The following is an 18,864-nucleotide window of genomic DNA, read 5'->3' on the forward strand; positions in this document are numbered from 1 at the left end:
AAACTAAGGACAAGCGATGGACTTTAGCATAAAAACATTGGACGCAAAAACCTCCGTCACCGCCGCCAAGACCGGCACGCTCGTGGTCGGCGTCTTTGAAAACCGCAAACTGACGCAAGCGGCGCAAGCGCTGGACAAGATGGGCGCAATCAGCAACGTGTTGAAATCCGGCGACATCTCCGGCAAACCCGGCACCACCCTGCTGTTGCGCGGCCTGACCGGCGCCGCCGCCGAACGTGTGCTGCTGGTCGGCCTGGGCGACGACGAACAGATCGCCGACAAGAGTTACTCTTCTGCAACTCAAGCCACCGTGCGCGCGCTGTCCACGGTCGGCGCCAATGACGCGCTGGTGGCGCTGCCGCTGGACAAGATCAAGGGCCGCGACGCCGCCTGGGCCATTCGCACACTAGTGCTGGCAGCGCGCGACAACAATTACCGTTCTGACGCCATGAAGAGCAAAAAAGATCCCGCTCCGACCGGCGTAAAGAAAATCGGCGTGGCTGTCTCCACCGCTGCCACTGCGGCCGCCAAAACCGCACTGGCCGAAGCCGTAGCGCTGGCCAACGGCATGGAACTGACCAAGAACCTGGCCAACCTGCCCGGCAATGTCTGCACCCCCTCTTACCTCGCCAACGCCGCCAAGAAGCTGGCCAAGGAATACAAGCTCGGCGTCGAAGTACTGGACCGCAAGCAACTGGAAGCCCTGAAAATGGGCAGCTTCCTGTCCGTCACCAACGGCAGCGACGAGCCGCCGAAATTCATCGTCCTGAAGCACATGGGCGGCAAGGCGAAAGATGCGCCGACCGTGCTGGTCGGCAAGGGCATCACGTTCGACACCGGCGGCATCTCGCTCAAGCCGGGTGCAGCCATGGATGAAATGAAGTACGACATGTGCGGCGCCGCATCGGTGCTCGGCACCTTCCGCACCATCGCCGAACTGCAACTGAAGCTGAACGTCATCGGCGTCATCCCGACCTGCGAAAACATGCCGTCCGGCCGCGCCACCAAACCGGGCGACATCGTGACCTCGATGTCGGGCCAGACCATCGAAGTGCTCAACACCGACGCCGAAGGCCGCCTGATCCTGTGCGACGCGCTGACGTATGTCGAACGCTTCAAGCCGGCCGCCGTAATCGATATCGCCACATTGACCGGCGCCTGCGTGGTGGCGCTGGGCCATCACAACACCGGCCTGTTCACGCGCGAAGACGACGCGCACGACCAGCTTGCCGCGGATCTGCTGGCAGCCGGCAAGACCAGCGGCGATACGGCGTGGCGCATGCCCATCCAGGATGTCTACCAGGAACAGTTGAAGTCGAATTTCGCCGACATCGCCAACATCGGCGGCCAGCCGGCCGGCAGCGTCACCGCTGCCTGTTTCCTGGAGCGCTTCACCAAGAAATACACCTGGGCCCACCTCGACATCGCCGGCACGGCATGGCGCGGCGGCGCCACCAAGGGCGCCAGCGGCCGTCCGGTGCCGTTGCTGACGACATTCCTGCTGAACCAGGCGAAGAAGTCGCAAAAGGCGCGCGCATAAACTTCCCTGCGCCGTGTTTTGCCAAGCCGTCATCCACAAGATGACGGCTTTTTATTGGGACGTGGCCAACGCTCCCAGCAACAACGCGCTACCCAACACGCCCGGCATCGCCGCAAAATAAAGCAGCCACGGCATATCCAGACTGCGCGCCCGACGGCGGCGCAACCAGGCATGCAACACAATGATCAACATCAACGTCGGCAATGCCGCCAACAGCATATTCAACACATCGCGGCTCGCCAGCAAATTGACCGGCTGTGGCAAATGGAACAGGCAATTGATGACATCGCTGACGATATTCAATGCCGGCGGATTCAATATGTCGAAGACATTGGCGAGCAGGAAGAGAAACAGATGCGCCGATATCGCCAGGCCCGCGAGAGTCAACCGCTCGGACGCAGGCAATGACACCATTGCGTTGCCGCACATCGTGCGCCCAAGATGCCGGGACCATTCCACACATGTCGTCAACACAAAATAGAGCGGACCGAACAAAAGCGTGGCGCCGACAAAGGTCTGCCCTATGTTGCCCTTGTCCTTCAGCATGAGATGATCGAGCCCCAGAATGAACACGGCCGCGCCGGTCACCAGGCTCCACCAACGCCGGTGGCGATACTGCCAATAGAACAGAGCGGGAGGAAGCATCATCAGCAAAGCAGTCAACATGAAAAAGACCAGATGATGCGCTTGCACGCCTTGAGGAAAATCCGACCAGAGCAATCTTGCCGATGCAAGATAGCCGCCAGGCGCGCGGCACAAGAAAAGATTCAACAGGAACATGGGAAGGAAGAAAAAATAAGAGGAAGAGAAAAATAACAGCGCAACTGGCGCGCGCTATTTCCAGGAATGGGTGGACAGCGAAATCTTCAGTCGCTGTTGCCTTTTTCTTCGAGTTCAGGCCAGAGCTTGGCCCAATCGTCGGGAAACAAGGTCTTGCGCGTGATCGCTCCCTGCGACGCGCGCTCCAGACAAACCGCGATCAAGGGAGAACAAGGCCGGTTGCCGTAACCGATCTGGCGCAGATAATCAAATGAAGTCTGACAACGCGCGGCCAGTTCGGCGCGTCTGTCCATCGGCAAGGAATTGAGATATTCGATCAGTGTCATGCCGCTAATTTAGCACCAGCTACAAACAAGTCAAGCACAGGCTAATTTACCAAATGATAAATATACGTTCAAATGACGGCATGGATATGCATGAACATCGACGCAAGCGCCTGCTGGTTTTGATCGCGGATCAGTACCGCGGCGACCGCAAGAGCTTCTGCGACGCCAGCGGCCTGAGCGAATCGCGTCTGGCGCAGTTGCTGTCGACCACTTACCGCCACGGCCAGGGCTTCGGCGAGAAGGCTGCGCGTGCGCTCGAAAACCGGCTGGACCTCGATGTTCTCTACTTCGATCTCCTCGCCATTAGCGAGAGCGCCTCGCGTCAGGATTATCAGCAACACGCAAAGGGCGACGCGTGCGACGAGGACACCGTTCACGTGCGCCAGGTGAATCTGAAGCTGACTGCCGGCTCGGTCCGTTTCAAGATGGAAGACGCCGGCCCCGACAAGCCCGCGCTATGCCTCCATCGAAGCTGGCTTAAAGCCCGCAACCTGTCGGCCGACAAGCTGATTGCGACGACGGTGAACGGTGCCAGCATGTCGCCGCGTCTGCACGACGGCGATGTGGTAGTGGTCAATATGGGCGACGTGGAATTAAGCGATGGCGCAGTCTGCCTCATCAATTATCTCGGGCAAGCCGTCATCAAACGCATGGCGCTGGATTTCGGCCGCTGGTACATGACTTCCGACAATACCTCCCGCAAGCATTACCCGCGCCAGGAATTCGACGAAAAATCCTGTGTGGTGATCGGCCGGATCATCATCCTGACCAGCGAACGGGTCTGACTCCTAACGCCCCTCAGGCGGCATATGGCGCAGACTCCCGCCCCAGAACAGCAAACCCGCCAGGCTGACGCCGGCGCCCATAAGACAGACGCCGCTCCAACCCCAGGCTGCGAACACGAAGGTCGACAACACCGCCCCGGCGCCGCTGCCGACAGCGTAGAAAATCATGTAGCAGGCCACCAGCCGACTATGCGACTGCGTGCCGGCGCGGAAAATCATGCTCTGGTTGGTGACATGGATCGCCTGCGCCGCCAGGTCCAGCGCCACGATGCCGGCCGCCAGCGCCCACAGGCTCCAGGATAGCAAGGACAGCGGCAACCATGCGACCAACAACAAGGCCAGCGCAACGCCGCTGGTCCGCTGCCCGTGCCCTCGATCCGCCAGCCGCCCCGCTTTGGCCGCTCCCAGCGTACCGGCCACGCCGATCAGGCCGAAAGCACCGATGGCCGCATGCGACAGGGAGTACGGCGGCGCGCTCAACGGCAACACCAGCGCACTCCAGAAAATGCTGAACGCCGCAAACATCAGCATGGCAATCACGCCGCGTATCTGCAACACGCGGTCGCTCAACATCAACGTCGCCATCGATCCCAGCAACTCCGCATAGGACATGCCGCTCGCCGACATGCCCCGGCGCGGCAGGCGGTCGTGCAAAAGCGCCGACATCGCCAGCGCCAAGACGGCGGAAACGAAATAGACCATGCGCCAGCCCGCAACATCGGCGACCATCCCCGCCATGGTCCGCGCCAGCAGCAGACCGATCACCACGCCGGCCTGCGCCGTACCTACCACGCGCCCGCGCTCACCGGGCGCCGCCAGCGCCGCAGCATAGGAAATCAGTCCCTGCGTCATGGCCGTACCGAGCATGCCGACCGCCAGCATCCCTGCCAGCAGCCAGGCAGGCGAAGACGCCAGGCCCACCGCCGCCAACGCCAGGAACAGGAACAGCAATTGCGCCAGCGTCAGCCGGCGCCGGTCCAGCAAGTCGCCCAGCGGCACCACCAGCACCAAGGCCAGCGCGGACCCCACCTGCGTTGCCGTAATCACGATACCGACCGCCGCCTGCGTGAAGCCGAACTCCGCCGCCAACGCATCCAGCAGCGGCTGGGCGTAATAAACGTTGGCGACGCTGATGCCGCAGGCCACTGCGAACAACAAGACCGTCGCGCGCGACATCGATATCTCCGCCATCCGGCCGGGACCAGCGTCATCGGACCGGCAAACGCCTGCGCCGCCTTCATATTCCGCCATCGTTCGCTCCTTCCAATCATCGCCAAAACTAGTTTCAAATTAAAACTAGTTGAAGTGTAGGTGAGCGAGTTCTAAAATGCAACCATCATTCATGCACGAGGAAGCGGCAATACGATGGCCAAGCGGAAAAGTCTGAAGAGCGATCCCTGCCCGGTGGCGCGATCGATCGACGTCGTCGGCGACCGCTGGGCGTTGCTGATCATCCGCGACGCCTTCGACGGCATGCGGCGCTTCGGCGAATTCCAGAAGAGTCTCGGCGTAGCCAAGAACATCCTGTCCACACGGCTGCGCGACCTGGTCGAAGCAGGCATCCTCGACGTGGCGCCGGCTTCGGACGGCAGCGCCTATCAGGAATACGTGCTCACCCCAAAAGGCAAGGAATTGTTCACCGTCGTGCTGGGCCTGCGCCAATGGGGCGAAGGCCACCTGTTCAAAAAGGGAGAGTCGTGCGCGCCGATGATTGAACGCGAAACCGGCAAACCGGTACCCAAGATCAAACTGCACACCTGCGACGGCAAACCGCTCAAGCCGGAAGATGCCGTCGTGAAGAAAAAAACCAGAGCCTGAATTTTCCATCCCATGTTATTTGAAGCGCAGCGCCGGCAAGCTTGCCGGCTCGCCGCGACATCCCACTACACCAATCGAAAGCCAACATGAAGAAATCCCTGCTGTCCGCCCTGCTTCTGTCCCTCGCCGCGCATGCCGGCGCACAGGAAACCACCCATGCCGACTTCCCCGATCATTTGAGCGGCGACATCGGCCCGGGCGTGTTCAGACTGGAGCGCAACGTGCTCGGCAAGAGCGACGTCACCGAGGTGCTGCCGTATGCGTACTTCGACTATGGCCGTTTCTTTGCAAGGCTCGACACCTTCGGCGTCAAGACAGTCAAGCTGGGCGCAGGCTATCTGGAGCTGGCGGCGCGCGTCAACTTCGACGGTATGGACGCCGAACGCGGCCTGAATCGCCGCTCCAACTCGATACCGCTGGGCATCGGCACCTTGCAGGAAACCCGCTTCGGCGATTTTTTCCTGAACGCCTTTTATGACGTGAACAAATCGCACGGCAGCCTGCTTGAAGCAGTGTATGCCGCCCAGTTCGACCTCGGCCGCGCCAGCTTCTATCCCCAGTTCGGCATCGAACGCCGCAGCAGTTCCTACAATGACTACTACTACGGCGTTACCGGCGCGGAATCAGCCGCCAGCGGTTTCCGCGCCTACCATGCCGGCGCGACGACGACGCCCATGCTGGGCCTGACCGTGGAAATGCCGCTCACCGGCAACTGGGTAGGCAACATCACCTTCCGCCGCAAATGGCTGGGCAACGGCATCGCCAACAGCCCAATCGTCAATCACAGCACCGAAAACATGGGACTGGTCGCGATCAACTACCGTTTCAAATAAGGATTCGGTTCAGCGGCGATCGGCATCCGTCGCCCTGCTCAGGCTTGCATTGGCAAGTCCCGACTCGCCGGCAACCTGGACACCAGGGCCTCATTTTGCGGCCATCGTCGGCCCGGCAATGGCAAGCACCTCAATCCACGCCTCCCACTACCGGCGTAGCGGCAGCACTGGTTGTCGCTGTCTTGTCTTTCGGCGTCGCATCTTTGACGTCTTCTTTTTTTTCTTCGGCCTTCGGCGCCACGACGATGGGTTTCGGCGTTCCCTTGTATGTCACGTCGGCAAGATTGATTCCGGACGTGATGGGATAAGTATTAAAACCGACTTCCTGATTATGATAGAGGCCCCAAATGACGCGATGATGCCCATCCAGAATGACCGCATTGCTGTTGTTGGTCCCATCCCAGCCTATTCTCGCCTTCTCTTTTTTTATTGCGCCGCCATTGCCGTGATAAGTTTGGGAAAGCTCATTATTCAGGTAGTCCTGCCCAAAATAGAGATTGACGTTGATGTTCGCTTCATCCTCGTCAAGCGCAGGGATCTCTGCATCGATGGAGTTTTTGGCAGGCGCGACAAATACATGGGCGCCGACAGCAAATGAAGCATCCACTGCCGGGAATGCGCCTCTTCGTTTCATCGAAAGCCGTTGGATCGCACCCGTTGCGTAGTTTGGCGCGGCCCGATAATGCTGCAAGACTGCATTGCCCGGATTCAACCGCAACGCCATCGCCCCCATGGTGTCGGCCTCCGCCTCCAGCCCTGCATCGTCGTTGACCGGCACGCCCTGCTTCATCTGCCTGGTCGGCTGCACGCGCCCCTGCGCCTGCTGCACCACATGCCAGGCTTCATGCGGAAGATGTTGCTCCTGTCCCGGTGCGACGTGAATGTCGCTGCCTTGCGCATAGGCATGTGCATTGAGCTGGGCCGGTTCAGAAGAATTGTAGTGGACCTTGACGTGATCCATGCTCATGCCGGAGAGCGATTCGATAACCTCTCCACTATTCGACCGATGCTCACTTTCAGACGTCTTTTCTCGGTGCACATTCATCACGGCGGCCCTTTTCTTGTTTTCGTCGCAAATTGATTGTTTGCACGGTCATCTGTCATGTGATGATATCCCGGGCGGCTCCACCCGACGAAAGAAATTGACGGTGAACTGATGATTCGATGACGGTTTGGGTGTCATAGGGCTACCCATCTGCCAGCATCCATGCGAGGCGGCATCGGTACCCGCCGTGTCAGCTTCACTTTGATGTGGCCCAGGCAAAACTCGGGATGCCACGAGCCACGATCTACCGCTTGGTCAAGACAGGCAAGCGGGGCCTGGTCAAAATCGGCGAGCTAACCACCGGCATTGCCATCAAGAAGATCCACGCCATGATCGATCGGAACAAGGCGTTACCGTAGTGATATAGTGGCATCCCTGCAACACTCGATGCCATGTCGCAGTGCCTCCAAACTGGGAAGCCAGGGTGGGTAGCTTGGCGAATTCAACGGCTTATGTGCAGCAGTCACCAATTGATAATTAGAGATTTTTTACACCACATGAAAATCGCCACCTGGAACGTCAACTCCCTCAAAGTCCGCCTGCCCCAGGTACTGCAATGGCTGGGCGACAACCCGGTCGACGTGCTGTGCCTGCAGGAAACCAAGCTGACCGACGACAAATTCCCGCAGGCCGAAATCAACGCCGCCGGTTATGAAGTCGTCTTCACCGGCCAGAAGACCTACAACGGCGTCGCCATCCTGTCGCGCCTTCCGATCGACGATGTGGTGAAGAACAATCCCCTGTTCGAAGATGAACAGCAACGCATCATCGCCGCCACCATCGAAGGCATGCGCATCGTCTGCGCCTACATCCCCAACGGCCAGTCGCTGGAATCCGAAAAATACCAATACAAGCTGAAGTGGCTGGCGGCGCTGCGCGAGTGGCTGGGCCGGGAACAGCAGCAGCACGCAAAACTGGCGCTGCTGGGCGACTACAATATCGCGCCGGAAGACCGCGACGTCCACGATCCGGCCGCATGGATCGGCCAGAACCTGGTGTCGGAACCGGAACGCGCCGCGTTCTTCGATTTGCAGAAGATGGGATTCACCGACGCCTTCCGCATGTTCGAGCAGCCGGAAAAACTCTACAGTTGGTGGGATTACCGCCAGATGGGGTTTCGCCTGAACAAGGGCCTGCGCATCGACCATATCCTGCTGTCGGCGCCGCTGGCTGCGCAATGCACCGCCTGCGTGATCGACAAGGCGCCGCGCAAATGGGAACAGCCGTCGGATCATGCGCCGGTGGTAGCGACCATCGGTTGATATGATTGGCCGAACGACAGTATCCGTCTGACAAAACGCGAAACGAACCGCCCACTATAAAGTTGGGCGGTCAGAATCCCGGCTTTATTCCCTGCCGCCACTTCAGTGTTTTGCGTTCAGCGGTTTCCACGTTGCGCTTCAGATCCAGATATCGTTCTGCCGCGTCCTGTCGCTCTCTTCATTACCGGTATTGACCACCCCGCGCGGCTCGACCAGCAGGATTTTGGTTTCGCTCTCGGCATAGGGCTTGTGCTGGACGCCTTTGGGAATGACGAACATTTCGCCTGCGCCGAGATGCACGGCGCCGTCGCGAAAATCGATGCGCAGCTTTCCTTCCAACACGATGAACACCTCATCGGTATCGACATGATCGTGCCAGATGAACTCGCCTTCCAGCTTGGCGAGCTTGAACTGGTAGTCGTTCATTTCGGCGATGACGCGCTGCGACCATTGTTCGCTGAACAGCGACAATTTCTCGGCGAAATTGATGGCTTTGTAGTCCCGGCTTGCGCCTGCGGGGGATGAGATGGTAGACATTTCGGGCTCCTGTATTGATGACAAGGAGCGAGGTTACGCGCTCTGTCGAACGCAGTCTTGAACGATCGTGCAACTTTGGCTGCCGCGTGTCACCTGCCGGGCTTCATCATTCGCAACCAGCGTGCCGGTGCGATACCGTAAGTCCTGGTGAATAGTCGCGTCATATGGCTCTGATCGGCAAAGCCCGAGATCGCCGCAGCGGATGCCAGCGACCGGCCTTGCGCCATGAGGCGACGGGCCAGATCCAGACGGCGCATGCTCAGGTAACGATAAGGGCTGGTGCCGAAAAAGCTGCGGAAGTCGCGCGTCAGGCTCCAGCGATCACGGTCGCAGGACTGCGCCAGCTCATCGAGCGTCAGCGTGCGGTCCAGCGAGGCGTGGATATATTCGCGAGCGCGTTGCGCGGCCTGAAAATCGGCCGCATGGCGGCGAGGACGTTTGCCGGACACCGCGTTCATCGCGGCAGCCAGCTCAAAGATGCCATCATCCTGTTGCAGCGGTTCGACGTCGCCGTCCATTTGGACAAGCAGACTCCTGAGCGCGTGAAACATGCGCGGATCGGTCGAAATCCCGCCTTCGATGAAAGGCAACGGAACCCCTCCCAGGGCATCCTGCAGCAACGCCGGTTCGACATATAGCATGCGGTAGCGAAAACCCGCTTCGGTGCCGGCCTGGCCGTCATGCGGCTCGTCCGGGTACAGCGCCATGCTGTTGCCAGGCAGGCTGCTGCGCAGGGATTTTTTGTATTGAAAGGATTGCACGCCGGCCAGCGTGATGCCGAGCGCATAGGTATCGTGGCGATGCATGGCGTAACCGCTGCCGTGGAAAAAGGCTTCGATACGCTCGACGCCGGACGATTGCGAGCGCAGTATCCAGTCCTTGCCTTGATCGCCGTCTGTTTTCCGGTTTGCCATGACTTGCCCTTATTGTCCTGCTCCTTCGGATACAGCTTCGCCGACGAAGCCTTATTCCTTGTCCTTCTTGACGAGCTGCTTCTCGAATGCAATGTCGAGCTTGCTGACGCGCCTCGGCGTTTGCGGTCCATAGGCATTGACGAAGGCGACGAATTCATCGAGCGGCAGCGGCTCGCTCAGTTTCTCGGCGGGATTCTCGGACGTGCGCCGGACCAGATAAAACAATTCGCCTGAAGTCCGCACCATGGAATACTGGCGCGTTCCGGCACGGGTATTGAGACGCTCGATGGCGCCCGTAGCTCTGGTCGATCTGGCCATGTCAACTCCTTAGAGGATCAATTGCCAATAGGCGACATCAATCCATTGATCGAACTTTCTGCCGACCTGCGCGAAATGCGCAACTTTGACGAAACCCATCTTCTCATGCAAGGCCACGCTGCCGGGATTAGGCTGGGCGATGCCGCCCATGACGGCGTGCACCGAACGCGCCTTCAATTCGGCAAACAGGGCCTCATAAAGCTGCGAACCGATGCCCTTGCCGCCGCTGTCCCTGGCCAGGTAGACCGAACTTTCGACCGAATGCTGATAAGCCTTGCGCACCTTCCATTTGGCGGCATACGCATAACCCAGAATGCGGCCGTTTTCTTCATACACCAGCCACGGAAACTGCGCGGACACCTCGGCGATGCGCTGCGCCATTTCCGGCGTGGAAACGGCTTCCATTTCAAAGCTGATGGTCGTGGTCAGAACGTAATGGTTGTAGATCTCGCAGATGGCGGCGGCATCGGCTGCGGTGGCCGGGCGAATCGAGGTATTCATGAATGCTGGAAAGAAAAGTCGGTGACACGTAGTGTACCCAAAATGCAGACGTCCGGCACATTGTCCGGACGTCGTCTCTTCAGCTTTGCTCTTGCCGGGCACTAAGCTTCTAAGCTTGCAAGGCCGCCTTGATCTGCTGCAGCGAACCCGGATCCTCGATGGTGGTCAGATCGCCCGGATCGCGGCCCTCGCAAATCGCCTGTATCGACCGGCGCAGCAATTTTCCGGAACGCGTCTTCGGCAGCAAGGTGACGAACAGCACGCGCGAAGGCCGGCCGACGGCGCCGATCTGCTTGTCCACCACGCGCATGATCTCCGCCTCGAGCGCCTGGCGGCCTTCGACCGTGGCGATGGCGTCGGTCTGTTTCGGGATCACGAAGGCGATCGCCACCTGCCCCTTCAGCTTGTCCTCGACGCCGACCACCGCGACCTCCGAGACGTTGGCATGGCTGGAAATGCTCTCTTCGATTTCACGCGTACCCAGGCGATGGCCGGCGACGTTGATCACATCGTCGGTGCGGCCGAGGATGAAGTAATAGCCGTCCTCGTCACGGATGCCCCAGTCGAAGGTGGAATACACCTGCGTCCCGAAATTGGACCAGTACGTGTTGAGGAAGCGCGCGTCGTCGCGATACACGGTCTGCATGCAGCCGGGCGGCAAAGGTCCTTCGATCACCACCACGCCCTTTTCGTTGACGCCGCACAGCTCGCCGGTCGCCTCGTTCATGATGTGCATCTTGTAGCCGTACATCGGCACGCCCGGGCTGCCCAGCCGGGTCGGCTTGTCGTCGACGCCCTTGGCGATCGACAAGATAGGCCAGCCGCTTTCGGTTTGCCAGTAGTTGTCGATCACCGACACCCCGAGCGTGCCGGCAATCCAGTTCGACGTGGTTTCGTCAAGCGGTTCGCCGGCCAGATACAAACTCTTCAGCGACGACAGGTCGTAGCGCGTCATGCATTCGACCGGCTGCTTCTTGAGCACGCGGATCGCCGTCGGCGACGAGAACATGCGCGTGACCTTGTACTTCTCCACCAGGCTCCACCAGATGCCGGCGCCGATGGTGTCCTTCGCCAGTACGGGCAGGCCTTCGTACAGGATGGTCGCCATGCCGGCCATCAGCGGACCGTAGACGATATAGGAATGGCCCACGACCCAGCCGATATCGGAAGTGCAGAAATAGGTCTCGCCCGGTTTACCGCAAAACACATACTCCATCGACGCCGCCAGCGCCACGGCATAACCGCCGACGTCGCGCTGCACGCCCTTGGGCTTGCCGGTGGTGCCTGAGGTGTAGAGGATGTAGGACGGCTCATTCGACTCCAGCCAGACTACCGGCACCTGCGTATCGAGATAGTCGGGACGCAGCGCAGCATAGCCGACATCGCGCCCCGGCGTGAGCGACATCGGCGCCAGCCCGCGATCGACCAGCAAGACGTGCGCCGGCTTATGCTGCGCCAGCCGGATCGCGTCATCGAGCAAGCCTTTGTACGGCACCACCTTGCCGCCGCGCGAACCGGCGTCGGCGGAAACCACCAGCTTCGGTTGTGCGTCATCGATGCGCGTGGCCAGGCTGTTCGATGCAAAGCCGCCGAACACCACCGAATGCACCGCGCCGATGCGCGCGCACGCCAACATGGCGAATACCGCTTCGGCAATCATCGGCATGTAGATCAGAACGCGATCGCCGCGTCCGACGCCCAGCGATTGCATGATCGCGGCCATTGCGCAGACTTCGCGGTGCAGCTCGCGGAAGGTGTAGGTCTTTTCGGTGTCCGTTTCGCTCGACACTGCGATCAGCGCTGCCTGGTCGGCGCGTTGCGCCAGATGGCGGTCGATGGCGTTGTGGCAGAGATTCGTTTCGCCGCCGACGAACCAGCGTGCAAACGGCGGACGCGAATAATCGAGCGTCTTCGAGAACGGCTTGTGCCAGTCGATGCGCTCGGCTTCATTGGCCCAGAAGGTGTCCGGGTCGTCGATGGATTGTTGGTAGAACGCGGCAAAATTCATAATGTCTCCTCATGGCAATCTGGTGCGTGACGAGAGGTCAACGCGATGTGAACGCAGCGTCTTTGCGCCGCATTTTTTCTGGTGTCGTGTGTTGCTGTTTACTTTGGCAGCGCTTGCTTACGCCCAGCTTAATTTGCTGCTTTTTTCAGAAAAAATTCAGAAAAAAACCAGCATCCGATGTCTGAGAAATCGAAAAAAATGCGCGCAAGCATCCTTTTTTCACCCGCGCTGCCGGCGGCGTTTTATCAACGGTTTTTAGCCGCGCTAAATGACATACAGGTCGACGTACTCGTTAACCGGCATGGTTTCCAGCGTCTTCTGGTCGAGCGATACGTCGAGGATTTTTTGCTGCTGCCTGGCCGGAAACTGGCGCGCCAGGTTGGTCCTGAACTTCGCCTCCAGCAGCGGGATGCCTTCCTTGCGGCGACGCGCATGGCCGATCGGATATTCAACGATGACTTCCTTGAGCTTTTTGCCGTCCTTGAATTCGACGGTCAGCGCATTGGCGATGGAACGCTTCTTCGGGTCGTGGTAATCCTTGGTGAAAGCCTTGTCCTCGACGCAGACGATCTTCTCGCGCAATGCATCGATGCGCTTGTCGGCAGCGACGTCGTCCTCGTAATCGGAGGCCGTCAGGCGACCGAAGATCAGCGGCACGGCGACCATGTACTGGATGCAGTGATCGCGGTCGGCCGGATTGTTCAACGGGCCCTTCTTGTCGATGATGCGGATGCAGGCTTCGTGGGTGCGGATCGTGATTTTCCTGATGTCTTCCACTTCCCTGCCGGCCATGGCCAGTTCGCCATGCAGAGTCATCGCGGCTTCCGCCGCCGTCTGCGCATGGAATTCGGCCGGGAAGGAAATTTTGAACAACACGTTTTCCATCACGTAGGAGGCATACTTGCGTTGGAACTTGAACGGCTGGCCTTTGAACAGCGCGTCGTAGAAACCCCAGGTCGGAGCGGTCAGCACCGATGGATATCCCATTTCGCCGGTCCTGGCGATCAGCGCCAGGCGCACGGCGCGCGATGTCGCGTCGCCCGCCGCCCACGACTTGCGCGAGCCGGTGTTCGGCGCATGGCGATAGGTGCGCAACGACTGGCCGTCGACCCATGCGAGCGACACGGCGTTGAGGATTTCATCGCGCGTCAGGCCGAGCATATCGGCAACGACCGCGGTCGATGCGACCTTGACCAGCACCACGTGATCGAGGCCGACCTTGTTGAAGGAATTTTCCAGTGCAATGCAACCCTGGATTTCGTGCGCCTTGATCATGCCGGTCAGCACGTCCTTCATGGTCAGCGGCTTCTTGCCGGCGGCGACGGCGTTGCGCGACAGCCAGTCCGCCGTCGCCAGGATGCCGCCGAGATTGTCCGATGGATGGCCCCACTCCGCCGCCAGCCAGGTGTCGTTGAAATCGAGCCAGCGGATCATGGCGCCGATGTTGAATGCGGCCTGGACAGGATCGAGCTGGAACTGCGTGCCCGGGACCCTGGCGCCGTTGGGGACGAGCGTGCCGGGCACGATCGGTCCCATCAGTTTTTTGCACGCTGGATACTCCAGCGCTTCCAGCCCGCAACCCAAGGTGTCGATCAGGCAGTTGCGCGCGGTGTCGTAGGCCAGTCTGGAAGTGACCTTGTATTTGGTGACGTAGTCGACGATATCGACCAGTACCTTGTCGTACTTGGGGCGGACGTTTGACATCGCTGCGGACATGATTTTTCCCGTTGTCTGAACACGAAAATACCATCCTGTCCGAAATCAAGCCGACCGTTTCCGACCGCTTCAAACAGGCCCTAACGACTCCTGCAATCGTTGGCAAGCTGCTGGCCGATCTTCGAGTTCAGCAGCATTGCCTTCGACGGGATCTGAATCCAGACCAGGCCGTCGCCTTTGTTTTCAAAACGCAATGCGCCGGTGGAAGTCGATACTGGCGCCATTTTGTAGGTGCTGCCCTTCCACACCAGGTTCATGTTGTTGTCGCCATCGACCTTGACCTCGACGCGGTTGCCCATTTCGCAGGAAAAAGTGCCGGTACTCACCTGGCCGGCCCAGGCCGGACGCACTTTACCGACTACCGGCTGCAGCGGCGCAGGCACCGGCGGTTTGGTTTCAGTCAGCGGCACGCTCTCGGAAGCGCAGGCAGCCAGCAGGATGGTCAGGGTCAATGCGGAAGCGCGTTGCAAGTAAGTCATGTTTATTCCAGTACCGGGTGAAAGAGAGTGTGGACGGCATATTACCAACTTTCGTTCCCCACTTCCCGTTTCCGGTCACTGCAATGCAGCATGTTTCCCGGCAAATCAGAACACGTCGCCGGGAACGCGCACCCAACCTTCCATCAACGCGCGCGCGCTGCGGCTCATGATTGCCTTGGTGACGGTCCATTCGCCGTCGACCTGCTTCGCCTCCGCGCCGACGCGCAACGTGCCGGAGGGATGGCCGAAGCGCACCGCGGTACGTTCCCCGCCGCCGGCAGCGAGATTGACCAGCGTGCCGGGAATCGCGGCGGCGGCGCCAATGGCGACTGCGGCCGTGCCCATCATGGCGTGGTGCAGCTTGCCCATGGACATGGCGCGCACCAGCAGGTCGATATCGCCGGCGGCGACCTTCTTGCCGCTGGAGGCGACATAATCGCGCGGTCTGGCGACGAAGGCGACCTTCGGCGTGTGCTGACGCCGGGCGGCCTCGTCGATATGCTTGATCAGCCCCATGCGCACCGCGCCATGCGCGCGGATCGTCTCGAACATGGCCAGCGCCTTGGGATCGCTGTTGATGGCGTCCTGCAGTTCGGCGCCGGTATAGCCCAGGGCTTCCGCGTTCAGGAAAATCGTCGGAATGCCGACATTGATCATGGTCGCCTTGAAGGTACCTACGCCCGGCACTTCGAGGTCATCGACCAGACTCCCGGTCGGGAACATCGAGCCGCCGCCGTTACCCTCCCCCTTGCCCTCGCCTTCATCGGCCGGATCCATGAATTCAAGCTGCACTTCGGCTGCCGGGAATGTCACGCCGTCAAGTTCGAAATCGCCGGTTTCCTGCACCTGGCCGTCGGTGATCGGCACGTGCGCAATGATAGTCTTGCCGATATTGGCCTGCCAGATGCGGATGGTGCAAATGCCGTTTTGCGGAACGCGATCGGGATCGATCAGTCCCCCGCCGATCGCGAACGGACCGACCGCAGCCGAGAGATTGCCGCAGTTGCCGCTCCAGTCGACGAAGGCGGTGTCGATGGACACCTGGCCGAACAGATAATCCACGTCGTGGCCGGGACGGCTGGATTTGGCGAGGATAACGGTTTTGCTGGTGCTCGAAGTGGCGCCGCCCATGCCGTCGATCTGCTTGCCGTATGGATCCGGGCTGCCGATGACGCGCATGAGCAGCGCATCGCGCGCCGCGCCGGGCACTTGCGCGGCTGCGGGCAAGTCCTGCAAGCGGAAGAAGACGCCTTTGCTGGTGCCGCCGCGGATATAGGCAGCAGGAATCTTGATTTGAGGTACGTGGGTCATATGCGTCTTTCCTGATCGATTAGATCGAGTAGATCATCAATTAAGCAGCCTTGGCCGACGATGCGAGGAAGTCCTGCGCGAAGCGCTGCAGCACGCCGCCGGCTTCGTAAATGGAAACTTCCTCGGCGGTGTCGAGACGGCAGGTCATCGGCACTTCGACGCGTTCACCGTTCTTACGCATGATCACCAGGGTGAGATCGGCGCGCGGGGTACGCTTGCCGATCACGTCGAAAGTTTCGGTGCCGTCGATGCCAAGTGTCTTGCGAGTCGTACCAGGCTTGAACTCCAGCGGCAGCACGCCCATTCCGATCAGATTGGTGCGGTGGATGCGCTCGAAGCCTTCGGCCGCGATCACTTCCACACCCGCCAGACGCACGCCCTTGGCCGCCCAGTCGCGCGACGAACCCTGGCCGTAGTCGGCGCCGGCGACGATGATCAGCGGCTGCTTGCGGTCCATATAGGTTTCGATCGCCTCCCACATGCGCATGACCTTGCCTTCCGGCTCGACGCGCGCCAGCGAACCCTTCTTGACTGCGCCATCGACCACTGCCATTTCATTGACCAGTTGTGGATTGGCAAAGGTCGCGCGCAACGCGGTCAGGTGATCGCCGCGGTGGGTCGCATAGGAGTTGAAGTCTTCCTCCGGCAAACCCATCTTGGCCAGATATTCGCCGGCGGCCGAATCGGCCAGGATGGCGTTGGACGGCGACAGGTGATCGGTGGTGATATTGTCCGGCAGCACTGCCAACGCGCGCATGCCGGTCATCGTGCGTTCGCCGGCCAGGGCGCCTTCCCAGTATGGAGGACGACGGATGTAAGTGCTCATCGGGCGCCAGTCGTACAACGGGCTGACTTGCTCCCCCTTGTCGCGCTGCACGGCAAACATCGGCGTGTAGACATTGCGGAACTGCTCCGGCTTCACCGACGCCTTGACCACGGCATTGATCTCTTCATCGCTCGGCCAGATATCCTTCAGGCGGATTTCCTTGCCGTCGACCACGGCCAGCACGTCTTTCTCGATGTCGAAACGGATGGTGCCGGCGATCGCGTACGCCACCACCAGCGGCGGCGACGCCAGGAAGGCTTGCTTGGCGTAAGGATGGATGCGGCCGTCGAAGTTGCGGTTGCCGGACAGCACGGCGGTCGCGTACAGATCGCGATCGATGATTTCCCGCTGGATTGCCGGATCCAGCGCACCGGACATGCCGTTGCAGGTGGTGCAGGCGAACGCGACCACGCCGAAGCCCAGTTTCTCGAGGTCGCCGGTCAGGCCCGCTTCATCGAGATACAGCGCCACGGTCTTGGAACCAGGCGCCAGCGACGACTTCACCCACGGCTTGCGGGTCAGGCCCAGCTTGTTGGCGTTGCGCGCCAGCAGGCCTGCGGCGATCACGTTGCGCGGATTGCTGGTGTTGGTGCAACTGGTGATGGCGGCGATGATCACGGCACCGTCCGGCATCAGGCCTTGCGCTTCCTGTGCGCGCGCCTTGTCCAGATCGACGGCGATGCCGCGCTCGGCCAGCGCCGACACCGGCAGGCGACGATGCGGGTTGGACGGGCCGGCGAGTGTGCGCACTACGGTGGACAGATCGAACTTCAGCGTACGCTCGTACTGCGCCGACTTGAGGCTGTCGGCCCACAGACCGGCTTCTTTGGCGTAGGTCTCGACCAGCTTCACCTGGTCGTCGTCGCGGCCGGTGAGCTTCAGGTAGTCAATGGTTTGCTGATCGATGAAGAACATCGCCGCGGTCGCGCCATATTCAGGCGCCATGTTGGAGATCGTGGCGCGATCGCCGAGCGTCAGCGCGGAGGCGCCCTCGCCGCGGAACTCAAGGTAGGCGCCGACCACTTTCTCCTTGCGCAGGAATTCGGTCAGCGACAGCACGACGTCGGTCGCGGTGATGCCCGGTTGCGGCTTGCCCGAAAGTTCCACGCCGATGATTTCCGGCAGGCGCATCCAGGAAGCACGACCCAGCATGACGTTCTCGGCCTCCAGGCCGCCAACGCCGACGGCGATCACGCCCAGCGCGTCGACATGCGGAGTATGGCTGTCGGTGCCGACGCAGGTGTCCGGGTAAGCCAGGCCGTTGTCGTTGTGGATCACCGGCGACATCTTTTCCAGATTGATCTGGTGCATGATGCCGTTGCCGGGCTGGATCACATTGACGTTCTTGAACGCCATTTTGGTCCAGTTGATGAAATGAAAACGGTCTTCATTGCGCCTGTCCTCGATGGCGCGATTCTTCTCGAACGCCTGCGGATCGAAGCCGCCGCACTCGACCGCCAGAGAGTGGTCGACAATCAGTTGCACTGGCACCACCGGGTTGACCTGGGCTGGATCGCCGCCCTGGTCGGCGATGGCGTCGCGCAGGCCGGCGAGGTCGACCAGCGCGGTCTGGCCGAGGATGTCGTGGCAGACCACGCGCGCCGGAAACCACGGGAAGTCGCGCTCGCGCTTGCACTCGATGATCTGCGCCAGGCACTCGCCGAGAATGGTCGGATCGCAGCGACGCACCAGGTTCTCGGCATGCACGCGCGAGGTGTAGGGAAGCTTGTTCCAGGCGCCCGGCTTGATTGCCTCAACCGCGGCACGCGCGTCGAAATAATCCAGCTTGGTGCCAGGCAATGGCTTGCGGTTTGCGGTATTCATGGCTCAGTCCCGAAGGAAACATAGGTAAGAGTGACAGCCTG

General features: G+C 60.5%; 19 protein-coding genes. 6 read left to right on the plus strand and 13 right to left on the minus strand.

The window, feature by feature from the left end:
* Positions 1-16 precede the first annotated feature (16 nt).
* Positions 17-1,540 carry a leucyl aminopeptidase gene (locus RV1423_RS00190; RefSeq protein ID WP_034291880.1) on the plus strand — a complete coding sequence of 508 codons (1,524 nt, stop codon included), beginning with the start codon at positions 17-19 and terminating at the stop codon, positions 1,538-1,540.
* 51 nt (positions 1,541-1,591) lie between these two features.
* Here the strand turns inward: RV1423_RS00190 and RV1423_RS00195 are convergent, their stop codons facing one another.
* Positions 1,592-2,206: a hypothetical protein gene (locus tag RV1423_RS00195; RefSeq protein WP_155834990.1), complete on the minus strand. Its 615-nt coding sequence runs from the start codon at positions 2,204-2,206 to the stop codon at positions 1,592-1,594.
* A 200-nt stretch (positions 2,207-2,406) separates the two neighbouring features.
* On the minus strand, positions 2,407-2,646 hold the full coding sequence (locus tag RV1423_RS00200) for a hypothetical protein (protein ID WP_034291884.1): 240 nt from the start codon (positions 2,644-2,646) through the stop codon (positions 2,407-2,409).
* Between the two features lie 86 nt (positions 2,647-2,732).
* Here RV1423_RS00200 and RV1423_RS00205 point away from each other — a divergent pair, with 86 nt between their 5' ends.
* Positions 2,733-3,431 carry a S24 family peptidase gene (locus RV1423_RS00205; protein WP_231501992.1) on the plus strand — a complete coding sequence of 233 codons (699 nt, stop codon included), beginning with the start codon at positions 2,733-2,735 and terminating at the stop codon, positions 3,429-3,431.
* A gap of 3 nt (positions 3,432-3,434) precedes the next feature.
* On the opposite strand, the gene RV1423_RS00210 is transcribed toward RV1423_RS00205, so the two are convergent.
* The gene (locus RV1423_RS00210) at positions 3,435-4,622 is read right to left on the minus strand and encodes an MFS transporter (protein ID WP_034292453.1); all 1,188 of its coding nucleotides are present in this window, start codon (positions 4,620-4,622) and stop codon (positions 3,435-3,437) included.
* A gap of 174 nt (positions 4,623-4,796) precedes the next feature.
* On the opposite strand from RV1423_RS00210, the gene RV1423_RS00215 reads away from it, so the two are divergent.
* Together RV1423_RS00215 and RV1423_RS00220 are read left to right on the plus strand one after the other, a co-directional pair.
* Positions 4,797-5,249 carry a helix-turn-helix domain-containing protein gene (locus RV1423_RS00215; protein ID WP_034291888.1) on the plus strand — a complete coding sequence of 151 codons (453 nt, stop codon included), beginning with the start codon at positions 4,797-4,799 and terminating at the stop codon, positions 5,247-5,249.
* An 86-nt stretch (positions 5,250-5,335) separates the two neighbouring features.
* Positions 5,336-6,082: a MipA/OmpV family protein gene (locus RV1423_RS00220; protein ID WP_034291890.1), complete on the plus strand. Its 747-nt coding sequence runs from the start codon at positions 5,336-5,338 to the stop codon at positions 6,080-6,082.
* A 130-nt stretch (positions 6,083-6,212) separates the two neighbouring features.
* Here RV1423_RS00220 and RV1423_RS30510 read toward each other — a convergent pair whose 3' ends face one another.
* Positions 6,213-7,043 carry a DUF4157 domain-containing protein gene (locus tag RV1423_RS30510; protein ID WP_231501993.1) on the minus strand — a complete coding sequence of 277 codons (831 nt, stop codon included), beginning with the start codon at positions 7,041-7,043 and terminating at the stop codon, positions 6,213-6,215.
* Between the two features lie 311 nt (positions 7,044-7,354).
* On the opposite strand from RV1423_RS30510, the gene RV1423_RS30795 reads away from it, so the two are divergent.
* Complete coding sequence (locus RV1423_RS30795; protein WP_255344153.1) at positions 7,355-7,486, plus strand: hypothetical protein; 132 nt, start codon at positions 7,355-7,357, stop codon at positions 7,484-7,486.
* Between the two features lie 138 nt (positions 7,487-7,624).
* A complete protein-coding gene (xth, locus tag RV1423_RS00235; protein ID WP_034291894.1) occupies positions 7,625-8,389 on the plus strand; it encodes an exodeoxyribonuclease III in 765 nt (254 codons plus the stop codon).
* A gap of 138 nt (positions 8,390-8,527) precedes the next feature.
* On the opposite strand, the gene RV1423_RS00240 is transcribed toward xth, so the two are convergent.
* The 9 genes from RV1423_RS00240 to acnD all read right to left on the minus strand — a co-directional run bounded on the left by RV1423_RS00240 (position 8,528) and on the right by acnD (position 18,823).
* Positions 8,528-8,926 (minus strand): cupin domain-containing protein, encoded by a 399-nt coding sequence (locus RV1423_RS00240; RefSeq protein ID WP_051516379.1) that lies wholly within the window; start codon positions 8,924-8,926, stop codon positions 8,528-8,530.
* An 89-nt stretch (positions 8,927-9,015) separates the two neighbouring features.
* Entirely contained in the window at positions 9,016-9,840 is an 825-nt protein-coding gene (locus tag RV1423_RS00245; protein WP_034291895.1) for an AraC family transcriptional regulator, read from the minus strand.
* Positions 9,841-9,891: 51 nt separating this feature from the next.
* Complete coding sequence (locus RV1423_RS00250; protein WP_034291896.1) at positions 9,892-10,158, minus strand: hypothetical protein; 267 nt, start codon at positions 10,156-10,158, stop codon at positions 9,892-9,894.
* 9 nt (positions 10,159-10,167) lie between these two features.
* Positions 10,168-10,659, minus strand: coding sequence for an arsinothricin resistance N-acetyltransferase ArsN1 family B (locus tag RV1423_RS00255; RefSeq protein WP_034291897.1), 492 nt, complete (start codon positions 10,657-10,659; stop codon positions 10,168-10,170).
* 109 nt (positions 10,660-10,768) lie between these two features.
* A complete protein-coding gene (locus RV1423_RS00260) occupies positions 10,769-12,667 on the minus strand; it encodes a propionate--CoA ligase (RefSeq protein ID WP_034291899.1) in 1,899 nt (632 codons plus the stop codon).
* A gap of 264 nt (positions 12,668-12,931) precedes the next feature.
* Positions 12,932-14,383, minus strand: coding sequence for a bifunctional 2-methylcitrate dehydratase/aconitate hydratase (locus RV1423_RS00265; RefSeq protein ID WP_034291901.1), 1,452 nt, complete (start codon positions 14,381-14,383; stop codon positions 12,932-12,934).
* 80 nt (positions 14,384-14,463) lie between these two features.
* Positions 14,464-14,862, minus strand: a complete 399-nt coding sequence (locus RV1423_RS00270; protein WP_034291903.1) for a hypothetical protein — start codon at positions 14,860-14,862, stop codon at positions 14,464-14,466.
* A 105-nt stretch (positions 14,863-14,967) separates the two neighbouring features.
* Positions 14,968-16,173, minus strand: coding sequence for a 2-methylaconitate cis-trans isomerase PrpF (prpF, locus tag RV1423_RS00275; protein WP_034291905.1), 1,206 nt, complete (start codon positions 16,171-16,173; stop codon positions 14,968-14,970).
* A gap of 40 nt (positions 16,174-16,213) precedes the next feature.
* The gene (gene acnD, locus RV1423_RS00280; protein ID WP_034291906.1) at positions 16,214-18,823 is read right to left on the minus strand and encodes a Fe/S-dependent 2-methylisocitrate dehydratase AcnD; all 2,610 of its coding nucleotides are present in this window, start codon (positions 18,821-18,823) and stop codon (positions 16,214-16,216) included.
* Between the last annotated feature and the right edge of the window lie 41 nt (positions 18,824-18,864).

The organism is Herbaspirillum sp. RV1423 (assembly GCF_000577615.1).
GTDB lineage: Bacteria > Pseudomonadota > Gammaproteobacteria > Burkholderiales > Burkholderiaceae_D > Herbaspirillum.

Bases quoted from the DNA above. Each gene is read 5' to 3' on its own strand.
- RV1423_RS00190 (WP_034291880.1), top strand. From the start codon at position 17: ATGGACTTTAGCATAAAAACATTGGACGCAAAAACCTCCGTCACCGCC.
- RV1423_RS00195 (WP_155834990.1), bottom strand. From the start codon at position 2,206: ATGTTGACTGCTTTGCTGATGATGCTTCCTCCCGCTCTGTTCTATTGG.
- RV1423_RS00200 (WP_034291884.1), bottom strand. From the start codon at position 2,646: ATGACACTGATCGAATATCTCAATTCCTTGCCGATGGACAGACGCGCC.
- RV1423_RS00205 (WP_231501992.1), top strand. From the start codon at position 2,733: ATGCATGAACATCGACGCAAGCGCCTGCTGGTTTTGATCGCGGATCAG.
- RV1423_RS00210 (WP_034292453.1), bottom strand. From the start codon at position 4,622: ATGGCGGAGATATCGATGTCGCGCGCGACGGTCTTGTTGTTCGCAGTG.
- RV1423_RS00215 (WP_034291888.1), top strand. From the start codon at position 4,797: ATGGCCAAGCGGAAAAGTCTGAAGAGCGATCCCTGCCCGGTGGCGCGA.
- RV1423_RS00220 (WP_034291890.1), top strand. From the start codon at position 5,336: ATGAAGAAATCCCTGCTGTCCGCCCTGCTTCTGTCCCTCGCCGCGCAT.
- RV1423_RS30510 (WP_231501993.1), bottom strand. From the start codon at position 7,043: ATGGATCACGTCAAGGTCCACTACAATTCTTCTGAACCGGCCCAGCTC.
- RV1423_RS30795 (WP_255344153.1), top strand. From the start codon at position 7,355: ATGCCACGAGCCACGATCTACCGCTTGGTCAAGACAGGCAAGCGGGGC.
- xth (WP_034291894.1), top strand. From the start codon at position 7,625: ATGAAAATCGCCACCTGGAACGTCAACTCCCTCAAAGTCCGCCTGCCC.
- RV1423_RS00240 (WP_051516379.1), bottom strand. From the start codon at position 8,926: ATGTCTACCATCTCATCCCCCGCAGGCGCAAGCCGGGACTACAAAGCC.
- RV1423_RS00245 (WP_034291895.1), bottom strand. From the start codon at position 9,840: ATGGCAAACCGGAAAACAGACGGCGATCAAGGCAAGGACTGGATACTG.
- RV1423_RS00250 (WP_034291896.1), bottom strand. From the start codon at position 10,158: ATGGCCAGATCGACCAGAGCTACGGGCGCCATCGAGCGTCTCAATACC.
- RV1423_RS00255 (WP_034291897.1), bottom strand. From the start codon at position 10,659: ATGAATACCTCGATTCGCCCGGCCACCGCAGCCGATGCCGCCGCCATC.
- RV1423_RS00260 (WP_034291899.1), bottom strand. From the start codon at position 12,667: ATGAATTTTGCCGCGTTCTACCAACAATCCATCGACGACCCGGACACC.
- RV1423_RS00265 (WP_034291901.1), bottom strand. From the start codon at position 14,383: ATGTCCGCAGCGATGTCAAACGTCCGCCCCAAGTACGACAAGGTACTG.
- RV1423_RS00270 (WP_034291903.1), bottom strand. From the start codon at position 14,862: ATGACTTACTTGCAACGCGCTTCCGCATTGACCCTGACCATCCTGCTG.
- prpF (WP_034291905.1), bottom strand. From the start codon at position 16,173: ATGACCCACGTACCTCAAATCAAGATTCCTGCTGCCTATATCCGCGGC.
- acnD (WP_034291906.1), bottom strand. From the start codon at position 18,823: ATGAATACCGCAAACCGCAAGCCATTGCCTGGCACCAAGCTGGATTAT.